This is a genomic window from Sphingomonas sp. (assembly GCF_964263785.1).
Taxonomy (GTDB): domain Bacteria; phylum Pseudomonadota; class Alphaproteobacteria; order Sphingomonadales; family Sphingomonadaceae; genus Sphingomonas.
The window spans coordinates 1-14,806 of the sequence record NZ_CAXVWL010000120.1; the positions used below are offsets into that span (position 1 = coordinate 1).

Genomic DNA, 14,806 nt, shown 5'->3' on the forward strand with positions numbered 1-14,806 from the left:
CCGCGACGATCACCGGCACGCGGACGGGCAGCGTGACCGAAGACGGCACGCTGACCACGAGCGGCGATCTCGACATCGCCGACGTCGACACCGGCGAGGCGGTGTTCGCAGGGACCTCGGGCACGCGCCCGGGCACCTACGGCACCTTCACCTTCGACGTGACGACCGGCGCGTGGAGCTACGCGCTCGACAACGCCAATGCCGCGGTGCAGGCGCTCAACACCGGCCAGACGCTGATCGACACCTTGCCGGTCCAGTCGCTCGACGGCACCGCATCGACGACGCTCCAGGTGACGATCAACGGCACCGACGAGGCGCCGATGGGGATCGTCGGCACCAATGGCGACGATACGCTGAGCGGCACCGCGGCGGCCGACACGATCTATGGGCTCGACGGCAACGACGTCCTCAGCGGACTCGGGGGGGCGGACCGGCTGTTCGGCGGCAACGGCATCGACACTGCGAACTATGCGGCGTCGCTAGTTGCGGTCTCGGTCAGCCTGGTGACGGGCAGCGGCATCGGCGGCGATGCGTCGGGCGACGTGCTCGACAGCATCGAGAACCTGACCGGTTCGGGGCTGGCCGACACGCTGATCGGCAATGGCGGGGCCAACACGCTGAACGGCGGCGCGGGCAACGACACGCTGAACGGCGGCGGCGGCAACGACGTGCTGACCGGCGGCACCGGCAACGACACGATGACCGGCGGCAGCGGCGACGACACGTACGACGTCGACGCGACCGGCGACGTGGTGAGCGAGGCCGCGGGCGAGGGCACCGACACCGTCCGTACCGCGCTCGCCACCTATACGCTGGGCGGCAATGTCGAGAATTTGACCTACACCGGCTCCGCGGCTTTCACCGGCACCGGCAACACGCTGGCGAACGTCATTACCGGCGGCGCCGGTGCCGACAAGCTGGACGGCAAGGAGGGCGCCGACACGATGATCGGGCTCGGCGGCAACGACACCTATACGGTGGACGATGCCGGCGACCTGGTGATCGAGGCGTTCGGCGGCGGTACGGACACGGTCAACGCCAGCGTCAGCTACACCCTGGGGGCCGAGATCGAGAACCTCACCCTGGTGGGCGCCGCGCTCAACGCGACCGGCAACGCGCTCGACAACCTCATCAAGGGGACGAACGGCGCCAACCGGCTCGATGGCGGCGTGGGTAACGACAATTTGCAGGGGGGCCTCGGCGACGACACGTACGTCGTTGATAGTACCGGCGATATCGTGGTTGAGAACACAAGTGCTGGCTACGATACAATCGAAGCCTTCCTCAATACGCTGGTGTTACGCACCAACGTCGAAAAGCTCGTGTTTATCGGTACCGGCGATTTCGTCGGTACCGGTAACGCCGACGCCAACATGATCATCGGCGGCGCGGGGAACGACCACCTCGACGGGCGAACGGGCGCGGACACCATGGTCGGCGGGCAGGGCGACGACACCTACGCGGTCGATAACGTCGACGATGTGATCGTCGAGAATATCGGCGAAGGCGTGGACGAAGTCGTCATCCAGGTGGCGAGCTACACCGTCGGCGCCAATGTCGAGCGGATCACGCTGAGCTCGGCGGGGCGCAACGTCGTCGCGGGTGCCGTGGACAACACCATTCTCGGCAACGGCCAGGTCAACCGCATCGACGGCGGGGGCGGAGCCGACACGATGTCGGGCTTTGCGGGCAACGACACCTTCGTCTTCCAGCGCGGCCAGGCGTCCGGCGACGTCGTCACCGACTTCGCGGGTGCAGGCGTGGCGGGCGGCGACGTGCTCGAGTTCCAGGGCTATGGTACGGTCGCGTCGGGGGCGAGCATCGTCCGGATCGGTGCCACCGACCACTACCTTATCAAAGCCGACGCCGCGCACGGCGGTGGCACCGAGGAGATCGTGCTGACCGGGGTGACCACGCTGAACAGCGGCGACTACACCTTCCTGTAGGATCGGTCGCTCGGACGCAGACAGGTGGCAAGCTGCGCGGCATGGACTAGGAACGAGTCCATGCTGCGCCGTTTGCCGTTCGCCCTCATCGCTCTTGCCGTCCTGATCGCGATCGGGCTGGTGGTGTGGGAGCCGTTGCTTGCCGAGCGGGTGACGCCGCCGCCAGCGCATCGTTACGACAGCGTCATCGCCCGCGACGGTTTCGGGGTGCCGCACATCTTCGGGCGGACCGACCCCGACGTGGCGTACGGCATCGGCTATGCGCATGCCGAAGACGATTTCGCGACGCTGCAGCAGGTGCTGGCGATGACCCGCGGGCGGCTCGGCGCGATCACCGGATCGGACGGGGCGAAGACCGACTACGTCCTTCACCTGCTCGGCGCGCGCGCGACGGTCGCACGCGAGTACGACCGTCAGCCGGTCGACGTCCGATTGTTGCTCGACGGCTATGCGAGCGGGCTCAACCGTTACGCCGAACGCCACCCGGACGAAGTGCTGCTCGCCAAGCTGTTCCCGGTAAACGGCCGCGACGTCGCGGTCGGCTTCGTCGCGCGCTCGCCCTTTTTCTACGGGCTCGACGGGGTGCTCGGCGCGCTTGCGGGGAATACGCCGATGGCGGCGGAGAATGCGGGACCGCGCCCGGACGCGCCCGATGTGACGCCGGTCGGGCCCGATGGCGCGGAGAATGGCTCCAACGCCTTTGTCGTCGCGCCGAAGCGGTCGGCGGACGGCTGGACCAGGCTGGTCTCCAACGCGCACCAGCCGTGGCGCGGCGGGGTGGCGTGGTACGAGCTGGTCGTCCATTCGGGCACGGGATGGAACTTCGCGGGCGCGACCTTCCCTGGCGCGCCCTATCCGCTGCTGGGGCACAACGAGCGGCTGGGATGGACCAACACCGTCGACCGGCCCGACCTGCTCGACGTCTACAAGCTGACGCTGAACGCCGCGCGCGATGCCTACCGGTACGACCGTGCGTGGCGGCCGCTCGAACGGCACCGCGTCTGGCTGCCGGTCAGGCTCTGGGGTCCGTTCGTCCTGCCGGTGCCGAAGACGGTGGCGCGCGCGGTGCAGGGACCGGTGGTCGCGAACGACGCGGGCGCCTTCGCGGTCCGCTATGGCGGCGCGGACCAGATGCGGATGGTGGAGCAATATTACCGGCTGACGCGCGCGCGCAGCTATGCCGAGTGGGACCGCGCGATGGCGATCCAAGGCGTGCCAGGGACCAACTTCCTCTATGCCGACGCGACCGGCCGCATCGCGCACGTCTACAACGCCGCCTTTCCCAACCGCAAGCCGGGGTTCGACTACGCGCACGTCCTGCCCGGCGACACCAGCCGCGACTACGCGCCGGGAACGGTGCCGTGGACGATGGTTCCGAAGCACGTGAACCCCCGCACGGGCTTTCTCATCAACGCCAACAACACGCCGTTCCAGGCGGCGGGGACGGGGTCGGAGCTGGACCCGAAGGATTGGTCGCCGCTGCTCGGCATCGAGACCGACACCACCAACCGTGGCACGCGGGCGTTGGAGCTGATGGGCGCCGACGCGTCGATCTCGCAGGCCGATCTGGAGCGGATCAAGTACGACACCGCGGTCAGCAAGCGAAGCTGGGCGGGGCGCTGGTTCGCGGATGCGGCCGCCGCCGTGGGGGATCGGGCGGCGAAGCGCGTGCTCGGGCGCTGGGACTGGAATTTCGACGGGCACGGCCCCGCCGATGCGCTCGCCGCGCTGGTGCTGCGCGAGGGCAACAAATGGCATTATCAGCGCAAGCCCCGCACCGATCCGGGCGAGGCGCTCGCCACGTCGGCGGCGTATCTGCGCAAGCATTTCGGTCGCCTCGATCCACCCCTCGGGGAAGTGCTGCGGCTGCGTCAGGGCAAGATCGACCTGCCGCTCGACGGCGGTCCCGACGTGCTGCGCGCGATGCCCTTGTGGGACGAAGCGCCCGACGGGCGGCTCGCGGTGAAGCACGGCGACAGCTTCGTGATGTTCATGGCATGGGACAGGGCGGGGCGCGTCCATTCGCGCTCGATCCAGCCGTTCGGCGCGTCGACGACGCGGCCCGCGTCGCCGCATTACACCGATCAGGCGCGATTGTTCGCGGCGCACCGGACCAAGCCCGTCCTGTTCCGCCCGGCGGACCTGCGTGGTCACGTCGAGCGGGTCTACCGCCCCTGACTTGCGCGTCCCCCTCGCGGCGGTATGGTCGTGGCTTCTTCCGGGGGACGTCCTGCATGCATTCCAAGGCCTTGGCGCTCACCGGCATCGCGTTCCTCGCGTTCGCTGCGCCTGCGTTCGCCCAGACCATGTCCGCGCTGGCGCCTGCGCCCGCCCCGGTCGCGACGCTCGTGAAGGCCATCGACATCCCGTACACGCAATTCACGCTCGCCAACGGCCTGCGCGTGGTCGTCCACACCGACCGCAAGGCGCCGGTGGTGGCGGTCAGCGTGTGGTACGATGTCGGATCGAAGCACGAGCCCGCGGGCAAGACCGGCTTCGCGCACCTCTTCGAGCATCTGATGTTCAACGGCAGCGAGAATGCGCCGGGCGACTTCTTCGAACCTTTGAAGCAGGTCGGCGCCACGGACTATAACGGCACGACCTATTTCGACCGCACCAATTACTTCGAGACGGTACCGACCGCGGCGCTAGACCGTGCGCTGTTCCTCGAATCCGACCGGATGGGCTATCTGACCGGCGCGATCACGCAAGCCGTGCTCGACGAGCAGCGCGGGGTCGTCCAGAACGAGAAGCGCAGCGGTGACAACCAGCCCTACGGCCTGGTCCGCTACAAATTGACCGAGGGCCTGTTCCCGGCGACTCATCCTTACGGCCACACGACGATCGGTTCGATGGCCGATCTCGACGCCGCGAGCCTTGCCGACGTGAAGGCATGGTTTCGCGATCATTACGGCCCGAACAATGCGGTGCTCGTGCTGGCAGGCGACATCGACCTCGCGACCGCGAAGCGGCTGACGACTAAGTATTTCGGCGCGATCCCGGCGGGGCCGAGGACGCGTGCGGTCGAGGCGCCGGTGCCGGTGCTGAGCGCGCCCAGGACCGAGGTGATGAAGGATCGCGTCGCCGCGACGCTGGTGCTCAAGACCTGGGCGGTGCCGGGGTTGAACGACACCGAGTCGGTGCCGCTCGACGTCGCGGCGTCGGTGCTCGGCGGTCTCGCCAGCTCGCGGCTCGATAATGCTTTGGTCAAGCGCGAGAAGCTGGCGGTGCAGGTCGGCGCGGGCAATTCGGCGTTCGCGCAGGTCGGCACGTTCACGGTCAACGCGGTGGTTCGGCCCGGCGTCGATGCGGCTTTGGTGTCGAAGCGGATCGACGAGATCGTGGCGGAGTTCCTCAAGACCGGTCCGACCGCGGACGAAGTGCAGCGCGTCGTCACCAGCCAGGTCTCGCGGCGGATCGGCGGGCTGGAGTCCGTCGGCGGCTTCGGCGGCAAGGCGGTGGCGCTGGCCGAGGGCGCGCTCTATTCGAACGATCCCGGCTTCTACAAGGTGCGCCTGGCGCGGCTGGCGGCGCAGACCCCGGCGACGGTCAAAGCGGCGGCGGACAAATGGCTGACCAGGCCGGGCTACATGCTGTCGGTGATATCCGGTCCGCGCGACGCCTATGCCGAGGCCGTCGTTCCGCCCGCAATCGCGGTCGCCGCGGCGCCGACGCCGGCGTTCAAGGGCACGCGCGGGCCGCTCCCCGCGGTCGGCCCGGTCGCGGGGCTGACCTTTCCGAAGGTCGAGCGCACCAAGCTCTCGAACGGCATCGAGCTGATCTATGCGCAGCGCGATGTGGTGCCGGTCACGCAGGCGGTGCTCAGTTTCGACGCCGGGGTCGTGGCCGACGTCGCGGACAAGCTCGGCACCCAGCAGCTGACGCTGGCGATGATGGACGAGGGCACCGCCAAACTCGATTCGATCGCACTGGCCGAGGCGAAGGAGCGGCTGGGCGCGGATATCTTCACCAGCGGATGGCCCGATCGCTCGACCTTGTCGCTCCGCGTGCCGACCGCGAACCTCGCCGCCGCGGCGTCCTTGTGGGCCGAGATCGCGCGTGCGCCCGCTTTCCCGCAAGCCGAACTGGGCCGCGCCAAGAGCCAGCAGCTCGCCGGCATCGCGCAGGAACTGACCAGCCCCGACGGGCTGGCGGATCGCGTCCTCCCGCCGATCCTCTACGGCGCGGGCAACCCCTATGCCAAGGCACGCGGGGGCGGCGATCCGAAGGCGGTGGCGGCGCTGACCCGCGCCGATCTGGTCGCCTTTCAGCAGGCCTGGCTGCGCCCCGACAAGGCCAAGCTGTTCGTCGTCAGCGATCTGCCGCTTGGCGAGGTGCGCACGGCGTTCGATCGTATCCTAGGCGACTGGAAGCCCACCGGCACGCCCGGAACCAAGACGTTCCGTTCCGACCGGAGCCTGCCCGCGCCGCGCATCATCCTGATCGACCGGCCCGATTCGCCGCAGTCGCTGATCTCGGCGGGGCTGCGGACCAGCCTGGTCGGCAGCGACGAGCTGCTGCCGCTGATCACCGCCAACGATGCGCTCGGCGGCAGTTTCCTCGGCCGGATCAACATGGACCTGCGCGAGACGCGGCATTGGTCCTATGGCGCGAGCGGCAACTTCTACCGCAACGAACGGGCCGCGCCCTATGTCGTGCGCGCGGCGGTGCAGGCCGACAAGACCGGCGCGTCGATCGCCGCGATCCGCCAGGACGTCGGCGAATTCGTGACGACGAAGCCGCTGACGCAAGGCGAATCGGACCGCGCGATCGCGGGCGCCATCAACGCGCTGCCTGGCAATTTCGAGACGTCGAGCGACGTGCTTGGCGCGATGCGGATCAACGACCTCTACAGGCGCCCCGACGATTATTACGCGACGATCACGCAGAAATACCGCGCGCTCACCCGCGACCAGCTCGACGCTACGGCACGCGCGGCGATCGATCCGGCGCGTTTCGTGTGGGTGGTGGTCGGCGACGCCAAGCTCGTGCGGCCGCAGCTTGACAGTCTGGGCCTGCCGGTCGAGATCGTGCCGGCGGCGTCGGTGGCCGGTGATCCCGGTCCGGCGCGATAAGGAGAACATGACATGGCAGACGTGGACGGCACCTACGAGTGCGTGGTGAAATCGCCGCTGGGCGACCAGAAGACGACGCTGACGGTCAAGAGCGACGGCGACACCTTTACGGGTACCAACGCGGGCGCGATGGGATCGATGGACGTGTCCGGCCCGGTCAGCGGCAACACGCTGACGTGGAAGATGGCGATGACCGTGCCGATGCCGATGACGCTCGATTGCGAAGCGACGGTCGACGGCGACACGCTGACCGGCACCGTCGGCGCGGGCGCGTTCGGCAGCTTCCCAATGACGGGGAAACGGGTTTAAAATTCCTCCGTCACTGGGCCTGCTCGCGGGGCGAGCGGGGAGTTGAGGGCGGCAGTGGGCCTCACCCTCACCCTTCCGCCCGCTTCGCGGGCTCCCTCCCTCTCCCGGTTGGAGAGGGAATTGGAGGAATACCATGACCATCGACCGCCGCCATTTCCTCGCCGGGACCGCCGCCGCGACCACGCTCGCTGGGTTGCCCGCGACCGCGCAGCCTGCATCGCCGCTCGCCCCGCTGTTCGACGCCCTCGTCCAGGCGCAGCTCCGCCGTAGTCCGGAGGGCGCGACCAATCTCGGGCTCGACACCGGCGCCAACGCCGACCTGCGCGCGAAACTGTCGGACCAGTCCGCCGCCGGGATCGCCGCCAATCGCGCCGCGACGACCGCCGAGCTGGCGCGGATCGACGCGGTGAACAAGGCGGCGCTGTCGCCGGAGGACCGCATCGACCTGGAATGCGTCCGCTATGCGCGCGCCTCGGCGGTTGCGGTGCAGCGGTTCGACTTCGGCGGATCGTCCTATGGGCCCAGCCCCTATGTCGTGTCGCAGCTGTCGGGCGCGTACCAATCGGTCCCGGACTTCCTCGATACCAAGCACAAGATCGACACCGCGGGCGATGCCGACGCCTACCTCCTCCGCCTGCGCGCGTTTGCAAAGCAGATCGACGACCAGACGCTCAGGATGCGGCACGACGCCGGCGTCGGCGTGGTGCCGCCCGACTTCATCCTCGACCTCGCGCTCGAGCAGATGGGCAAGACCCGTGTCCCCGCTCCGCAAGCCCTGGTGGTGAAAAGCCTCGCCCACCGCGCAGCCGCCAAGGGGCTCGATGCGCATTACGCGGCCGACGCCGCGCGGCTGTACGAGGCGGAGGTGCTGCCCGCGCTCGATCGCCAGATCGCCTACACCCGCGAGCTGCGCGCGCACGCGACGCATGACGCGGGCGTGTGGAAGCTGCCGCAGGGCGCGGGCTTCTACCCGGCCGCGCTGCACGCGACGACCACGACCAGCCTGTCGCCGGAGGAGGTCCACCGCTTCGGGCTCGATCAGGCCAAGGCGATCTCCGCGCGACTCGACGGCGAGTTGAAGAAGCTCGGCTACGCCAAGGGCGGCGTCGGCGCACGGATGACCGCGCTCGCGAGAGATCCCGCGCAGCTCTTTCCCAACACCGACGCTGGGAAGGTCGAGGCGATCGCCTACTGCAACGCGCGGCTCGCGGCGATCAAGGGCCGCTTGCCCGAGGTGTTCGAGCGCGTGCCGCCGTACCAGTTCGAGGTCCGCCGCGTGCCCCCGCAGACCGAGGCGGGCTCCGCCGGCGCCTTCTCGCAATCTCCCGCGATCGACGGTTCGCGCCCGGGGCTCGTCTATTTCAACCTGAAGGATTCCGCCGACTGGCCCAAGTTCGACCTGGCGACGACGACCTATCACGAGGGGCTTCCCGGGCATCAGCTCGAAGGCGGGCTCGCGCTGTCGAACACCCGGCTGCCGCTGATCCGCAAGATCGGCGGGTTTTCCGGCTATGGCGAGGGCTGGGCGCTCTACGCCGAGCAGCTGGCCGACGAGATCGGCATGTACGACGACGATCCGCTCGGGCGCTTGGGCTACCTCAAGGCGCAATTGTTCCGCGCCAACCGCTGCGTCGTCGACACCGGGCTCCACCATTACCGCTGGACGCGCGAGAAGGCGGTGCAGTATTTCGTCGGCGGTCAGGGCGATACGCCGGGCGATGCGGGGCGGGAGATCGACCGTTATTGCGTCAACCCGGGGCAGGCGGCGAGCTACAAGCTCGGGCATTCCACCTTTGTGGCGATCCGCGACAAGGCCAAGGCGAAGCAGGGCGCGCGGTTCGACCTGAAGGCGTATCACAGCGCGGTGCTGCGCTACGGCCGGGTGCCGCTGGATGTACTGACGCGGATCGGCGACGACTGGATCGCGAGCGCTTGAACGCCCTCTACCACCGGGAGAGGGATTTATCGCGTCACCCTCGTCACATGCCCCATCTTGCGGCCCTCTCGCGCGTCGCTCTTGCCGTAGAGATGCACATGCGCCCCCGCCTCGCCGAGCGCGGGCAGATAGGGTGCGTGGCCGATGAGGTTCTCCATGGTCACGCGGGCGCCGGTCAGCGCGGTCGAGCCGAGCGGCAGGCCGCAGATCGCGCGGATGTGGTTCTCGAACTGCGAGGTCTCCGCGCCCTCGATCGTCCAATGCCCCGAATTGTGGACCCGCGGCGCCATCTCGTTGAACACCGGGCCGTCGGCGGTCGCGAAGAACTCCGCCGCCATCACGCCGACATAGCCGAGCCGCTCAGCGACCGCGCGCGCGACGCCGATCGCTTCGCCCGCCTGTTCGGCGACCAGCCCTCGCGCAGGCACGGTCGATGTCGCCAGAATGCCGTCGACGTGAACGTTCTCGGGCGTGTCCCAGGTGACGACCGTGCCATCGCGCCCGCGCGCGAGAAGCACCGAAAATTCGCACGCGAAGTCAACGCGGCGCTCGACGATTGCGGGCACGCCGTTCGCCAGCGCAGGCGGTCGCCCCAGCGCCTCCCACGCGGACGCGGCCTCGCCGGCGGAATCGATCCGCACCTGCCCCTTGCCGTCATAGCCGAACAGCGTCGTCTTCAGGATCGCAGGCGCGCCGATCTCGCCCAGCGCGCGCGCCAGCTCGTCCGCGCTCGCGACCTCGCGGTACGGCGCGGTGCGGCCGCCGAGCTGCGTTACCAGCGCCTTTTCGTTGGGACGGTAGCGCGCGACATCGAGCGCGACGACCGGCGGGCTCACCGCCACCCGCCCCGACAGGAACGCGACTGCGTGGGGGTCGATATTCTCGAACTCGTAGGTGGCGATATCGACCTTGGCGGCGAAGGCGCGCATCGCGTCGGCATCCTCGAAGCGGCCCTGCGTCCAGTGCGCGGTCACCTCGGTCGCGGGACCGGTCGCCTCGGGCGCATAGACATGGGTGCGATAGCCGAGCTGCGCCGCCGCGATCGCGAGCATGCGGCCGAGCTGCCCGCCGCCGAGGATACCGATCGTGGCGCCTGGTAGAATGGTCGGTGCCAGGATCATTCCGGATTTTCCACCACGCCCGCGGTCTGCGCCGCGCGCCACGCCTGCAAGCGCTCGCTCAGCGCCGGGTCCGACAGCGCCAGGATCGACGCGGCGAGCAACCCCGCGTTGATCGCCCCCGCCTTGCCGATCGCGAGAGTCCCGACCGGCACCCCGCCCGGCATCTGGACGATCGACAACAGGCTATCCATGCCTTTCAGCGCATGGCTCTCGACCGGCACGCCCAGCACCGGCAGATGGGTCATCGCCGCCGCCATCCCCGGCAGATGCGCAGCCCCGCCGGCGCCGGCGATGATGACTTTGAGTCCGCGATCGGCGGCGGTTGTCGCATAATCGTAGAGCCGCTGCGGCGTCCGATGCGCGGAGACGACCCGGGTCTCGTATGCGACGCCCAGCGCCTCGAGCGTCTCGGCGGCATGGCGCATCGTGTCCCAGTCGGATGTGGAGCCCATGATGATCCCGACCAATACCATGCCCGCGCCTCGCCGATCAGAGAGGTGGCGTTAGCCGGAGGGGGAGGGGAGGGCAACCGAGAGCACCATTGTACATCCCCTTGCGACCGCAAAGTCGCATCCTACATCTGCGTTGTCGGCCAACGGCGCGCTCAAAAACGTCATTACGGAGCGAAAGCAATGTCAATTATTGGTATTGGTGCCATGTACGGTGGTACCCAAGATGTAAGTGCTGATTTTGTTGAACGCGGAGTGGCCGCTATCGGCTTTGAACCGGTAAACGCGCCATTCACGCATAGTCAGATGGCGACTTTAAAAGTCGGCGATATGATTTTTATCAAGTCATATCCGCCTCACCTTGGTTTGTATATCAAGGCTGTCGGAGTGGTGATCGACGCCGTGATAAAACCGATTGAAGGTTTAGGTTATGGTGTCGATGTGCGCTGGGCTTGGCACGATATTAATAACCCTGTCGTGCTAGGAAAAATGGATGATCGAGGCGACCACGTCCGCCGCGGTACGTTCTACGAGGAAGTCGGACCCGCCGTTCAAGCAGTAGTTATAGATCTGCTGTTAGGCTCTTAGTCGCGCGTTCTAAAAACTAGCTAATACTCTCGCGGTGTTTGGCCGACATGATGCGAGTGACAGTGCAGCCCGGACGACCTCTCGACGCGAAGAGCTGTCACTGTCCAGTCAATCCCAACATTTCTCCCTATGGCTTGCTTCACCGCCCCGCATGCGCCTCCGAATACCGGCTGCGCGTGCGGATGCTCCCCGCTTTGCCCATCAGCGAGCCTGCGATGTCGCTGTCGGTCACGCTCGGGAAGAGGCGGCCATCGGCGAGCGGGGCGTAGGACGCCGTGACGACGTAACGGTCGACCCTGGCGACCAGCATCATCCGGAACGGTTTGGATGACGTGAAGCGCACCCGCTCGACATAGGGCGCCGGGCCCGCGGTGTTGACCACCGCGTCCGCCACCGTGTCTGCCGAGGCGTCATGGCTGCCCATCATGACGACGCCCTTGGGCAGCGCGGCGAAGCGGTAGGTGACGCTGCCCGGCGCCTCCGCCACCCGCGTCGCGCGCCCGCCAAACCAACGCGCCATGCGGGCGTAGCCTGGAATAGGCGACCGCGTCGCCGCCTTGACGATGTCGGCGGTCTGCTTCGCGGTCGGCGCGCGTCCGTCGACCCGCGTCACCGTCCAGTGCGCCGTGGCGCGCGGATCGTAGCGGGTGACGATCTCGGTCGCCGCCGCACCCGTCCGCTCGATCCGCGTGGTCTGGGCAAAGGCGACGTCGCCGGTGTCGGTCGCCTTCATGCCTGCGAGCACCCGGTCCTGGAGCGGGTCTGCCGCTGCCGGTGCCGCGACCAGCAATGCGAGCGCGGCGGCGGTGCGCGCGATCACCGCTCGCTCAGATAATAGCGGTCGGTCGCGTTCAGATCGTTGTCGAGTTCGTAGACGATCGGCTGCCCGGTCGGAATTTCCAGGCTCGTGATCGCGTCGTCGGGAATGTTCGAAAGATGCTTGACCAGCGCGCGCAGCGAATTGCCGTGGGCGGAGATCAGCACCCGCTGCCCGTCTTTCAGCGCGGGCGCAATCCGCGCGTCCCAATAGGGCAGGACGCGCGCGATCGTGTCCTTCAGGCTCTCGCTGTTCGGGATCGCGATGCCTGCATAGCGCCGGTCGTTCGCCAAATCATAGGCACTTCCCGCCTCCATCGCCGGCGGTGGCACGTCGAAGCTGCGCCGCCAGATCCTCACCTGGTCGTCGCCGTGGCGCGCCGCGGTCTCGGCCTTGTCGAGGCCGGTCAGCCCGCCATAATGCCGCTCGTTCAGCCGCCAATCCTTCTCGACCGGCAGCCACAGCCGTCCCATCGCCTCCAGCGCGATGTTCAGCGTCTTGATCGCGCGCAACTGCAGCGACGTGAAGGTCTGGTCGAAATCGAGGCCCCGCGCCGCCATCAACTCGCCCGCCGCGCGTGCCTCCGCCGCGCCCTTTTCGGTCACGTCGACGTCCCACCAGCCGGTGAAGCGGTTTTCGAGGTTCCACGCCGATTGGCCGTGGCGGATGAGGACGAGGGTTGGCATCGGGTCTCCTTCGAATAGCGGGTCGGGCGCGCTTAGATCGTGTCGATCATGCCGGCGAGCGTCTCCAGGCATGCGACCGCGAGGCGCTTCGAGCGCTCGGGGCTCCAGCCGAACTCGGGATCGGGGTTGGCGTCATGATCCTTGAACGGCATCTCCAGCGTCACCGACACCGCGCCGAAACGGTGCGCGAGCTGGTTGGTCGACATCGACAGGTTGGCGGTGCCGGGCGCGGATTTGGGATAGCCCTTCTCGGTCTGGAAGTCGGCGGTATGCGCGGCGAGCCGCTGGCCGAAGTCGTAGAATTTGGCGCCGTGATCGTCGGTCCAGTTCGGAATGCCCTCGTACCCCGCGATGAAATTGGCGGCGATCGCCTCGTCGCCGTGGACGTCGAGCGCGAACGCCACGCCCGTCGCGTCCATCGCATCGCGCACGCACAGCACTTCCGGGCTGCGCTCGGGGGTGGGGGCGTGCCATTCGCGGTTGAGGTTCACGCCGGCGGCATTGGTGCGCAGATGCCCGCGGCGCGTGCCGTCGGGGTTCATGTTGGGCACGACATGGACGGTGGCGGCGGCCAGCAGCGGCGCGGCGGCGTCGCTCGCCAGCCAGTCGAGCGCGCCCTCCATCCAATATTCGGTCATCGATTCGCCGGGATGCTGGCGCGCGTACAGCCACACCGGCTTGGCGCCGTCGCCGAAGCGGAAGTAATCGATCGCCTGCCCGTCGAGCGTGGTGCCGAGCTGGCGGTGATGTGCGCCGGTCGCGGCGATGCGTGCGACCAGATCGTGGTGCATCTCCATCGTATACGGCGCGAAATAGGCGAACCAGGCGATGTCGCTCGTCGCTTCCCAGGTCCATTCGAGGGTGCCTTCGCCATAAGCGGTGTCGACCATCCGCCAGGCGCGGCGGTCGGTCGATGCGCGCACCTTGTATCCGGGCCAGCCAAACGGATAGGCCGCGCCGCCCGCGTTGACGATCCGCAGCCGCAGCGTGCGTCCCCTGGCGCCCGCCACCCGGAACGAGAACCATTGATAGAAGTCCGACAGATGGTCGGTGACGATCTCCAGGTCTACGGTATCGCCGTCGATCGCGACGACGCGAATGTTGCCGCCATCGAAGGCGGCGTTGACGGTAAGCGGCTGGTTCGGTTCGGTCATTTCACCTCGATAGTGCGCCCCGACTCTCCCGGAAAGCCCGTGAAGAGCGCGGCCGCCAGCTTGGCCGCCTGCGCGCCCGCGTCCGCTCCGGCACGGCGCGCATCCGCGGCGGTCTGCGCCTGGCCCTCCCACACCGGCGACTGATCGACGCGCTGCTTGATCGTCACCGACAGCTCGGTCACGACGAGCGCGCTGTTGCCGCCGCCGCCGATCGGAAAGCCGACGCCGCCGCCGAGGCCGACGCCGCCGCCGCGCCGCCCGCCGCTGAAGCCGCCGCCGCCTAGGCCGATGGAGATCGGCGAGCGCCGGGGCGGGCCGACCCGGTTGGCGCGCGAGTACGACACCACCGCGACATATTGCGGCGTCGCCCCGGGCGCCGCAGGCGTGTAGCCCGATCGCGCCAGCTCGCCGCGGACCGCCGCCGCATAGGTCTCGAACTCCAGGCTGACCGGGCCCGTCGCCAGCGGCTCGACCGCGATCGTGCCGCGCCCGACCGTTTCGGGCCCGCGGTGATAGCGCACCGATTCGGTCGGCGGCAGCGGTGCGGTCGTGGCGCAGCCTGCGAGCGCCAGCGCGCCGATCGCCGCAACTGTAATGGACCGTCCACGCATCGCCATACTCCACACGATTGTTCCGGGTGGGTAACGCCCGAACCGGTCGAGCGGGTTCCATACGGGTTGACTTGATTGGGGGCCGCTTATAGGCGGTCCCGTCCTTTCGACGGC

The 14,806-nt window shown here is 68.3% G+C and carries 12 protein-coding genes; 6 read left to right on the forward strand and 6 right to left on the reverse strand.

Annotated features, from left to right (window positions below; all coding sequences use genetic code 11):
* The 5 genes from ACE5C1_RS15440 to ACE5C1_RS15460 form a co-directional block, all read left to right on the forward strand.
* A partial coding sequence (locus ACE5C1_RS15440) for a beta strand repeat-containing protein (RefSeq protein ID WP_374944960.1) occupies window positions 1–1,946 on the forward strand: 1,946 nt, incomplete at its 5' end.
* A 60-nt stretch (window positions 1,947–2,006) separates the two neighbouring features.
* On the forward strand, window positions 2,007–4,124 hold the full coding sequence (locus ACE5C1_RS15445) for a penicillin acylase family protein (protein ID WP_374944961.1): 2,118 nt from the start codon (window positions 2,007–2,009) through the stop codon (window positions 4,122–4,124).
* A 56-nt stretch (window positions 4,125–4,180) separates the two neighbouring features.
* Window positions 4,181–7,021, forward strand: a complete 2,841-nt coding sequence (locus tag ACE5C1_RS15450; RefSeq protein ID WP_374944962.1) for a M16 family metallopeptidase — start codon at window positions 4,181–4,183, stop codon at window positions 7,019–7,021.
* A gap of 12 nt (window positions 7,022–7,033) precedes the next feature.
* Window positions 7,034–7,330: a hypothetical protein gene (locus ACE5C1_RS15455; RefSeq protein WP_374944963.1), complete on the forward strand. Its 297-nt coding sequence runs from the start codon at window positions 7,034–7,036 to the stop codon at window positions 7,328–7,330.
* A 133-nt stretch (window positions 7,331–7,463) separates the two neighbouring features.
* The gene (locus ACE5C1_RS15460; protein ID WP_374944964.1) at window positions 7,464–9,266 is read left to right on the forward strand and encodes a DUF885 family protein; all 1,803 of its coding nucleotides are present in this window, start codon (window positions 7,464–7,466) and stop codon (window positions 9,264–9,266) included.
* A 26-nt stretch (window positions 9,267–9,292) separates the two neighbouring features.
* Here ACE5C1_RS15460 and ACE5C1_RS15465 read toward each other — a convergent pair whose 3' ends face one another.
* Together ACE5C1_RS15465 and purE are read right to left on the reverse strand one after the other, a co-directional pair.
* Entirely contained in the window at window positions 9,293–10,387 is a 1,095-nt protein-coding gene (locus ACE5C1_RS15465) for a 5-(carboxyamino)imidazole ribonucleotide synthase (RefSeq protein WP_374944965.1), read from the reverse strand.
* Window positions 10,384–10,860 (reverse strand): 5-(carboxyamino)imidazole ribonucleotide mutase, encoded by a 477-nt coding sequence (purE, locus tag ACE5C1_RS15470; RefSeq protein WP_374944966.1) that lies wholly within the window; start codon window positions 10,858–10,860, stop codon window positions 10,384–10,386. Before purE ends, ACE5C1_RS15465 begins: the two co-directional genes overlap by 4 nt.
* A 159-nt stretch (window positions 10,861–11,019) precedes the next feature.
* Here purE and ACE5C1_RS15475 point away from each other — a divergent pair, with 159 nt between their 5' ends.
* On the forward strand, window positions 11,020–11,424 hold the full coding sequence (locus ACE5C1_RS15475; protein WP_374944967.1) for a hypothetical protein: 405 nt from the start codon (window positions 11,020–11,022) through the stop codon (window positions 11,422–11,424).
* 139 nt (window positions 11,425–11,563) lie between these two features.
* On the opposite strand, the gene ACE5C1_RS15480 is transcribed toward ACE5C1_RS15475, so the two are convergent.
* Genes ACE5C1_RS15480 through ACE5C1_RS15495 form a run of 4 tightly spaced genes read right to left on the reverse strand, consistent with a single transcriptional unit; the run spans window position 11,564 to window position 14,692 of the window.
* Window positions 11,564–12,244: a hypothetical protein gene (locus tag ACE5C1_RS15480; RefSeq protein WP_374944968.1), complete on the reverse strand. Its 681-nt coding sequence runs from the start codon at window positions 12,242–12,244 to the stop codon at window positions 11,564–11,566.
* The gene (gene gpmA, locus ACE5C1_RS15485; protein ID WP_374944969.1) at window positions 12,241–12,927 is read right to left on the reverse strand and encodes a 2,3-diphosphoglycerate-dependent phosphoglycerate mutase; all 687 of its coding nucleotides are present in this window, start codon (window positions 12,925–12,927) and stop codon (window positions 12,241–12,243) included. The genes ACE5C1_RS15480 and gpmA overlap by 4 nt, the downstream gene beginning before the upstream one ends.
* Before the next feature lie 32 nt (window positions 12,928–12,959).
* On the reverse strand, window positions 12,960–14,081 hold the full coding sequence (locus tag ACE5C1_RS15490; protein WP_374944970.1) for a M14-type cytosolic carboxypeptidase: 1,122 nt from the start codon (window positions 14,079–14,081) through the stop codon (window positions 12,960–12,962).
* On the reverse strand, window positions 14,078–14,692 hold the full coding sequence (locus tag ACE5C1_RS15495) for a DUF4136 domain-containing protein (protein WP_374944971.1): 615 nt from the start codon (window positions 14,690–14,692) through the stop codon (window positions 14,078–14,080). Before ACE5C1_RS15495 ends, ACE5C1_RS15490 begins: the two co-directional genes overlap by 4 nt.
* Between the last annotated feature and the right edge of the window lie 114 nt (window positions 14,693–14,806).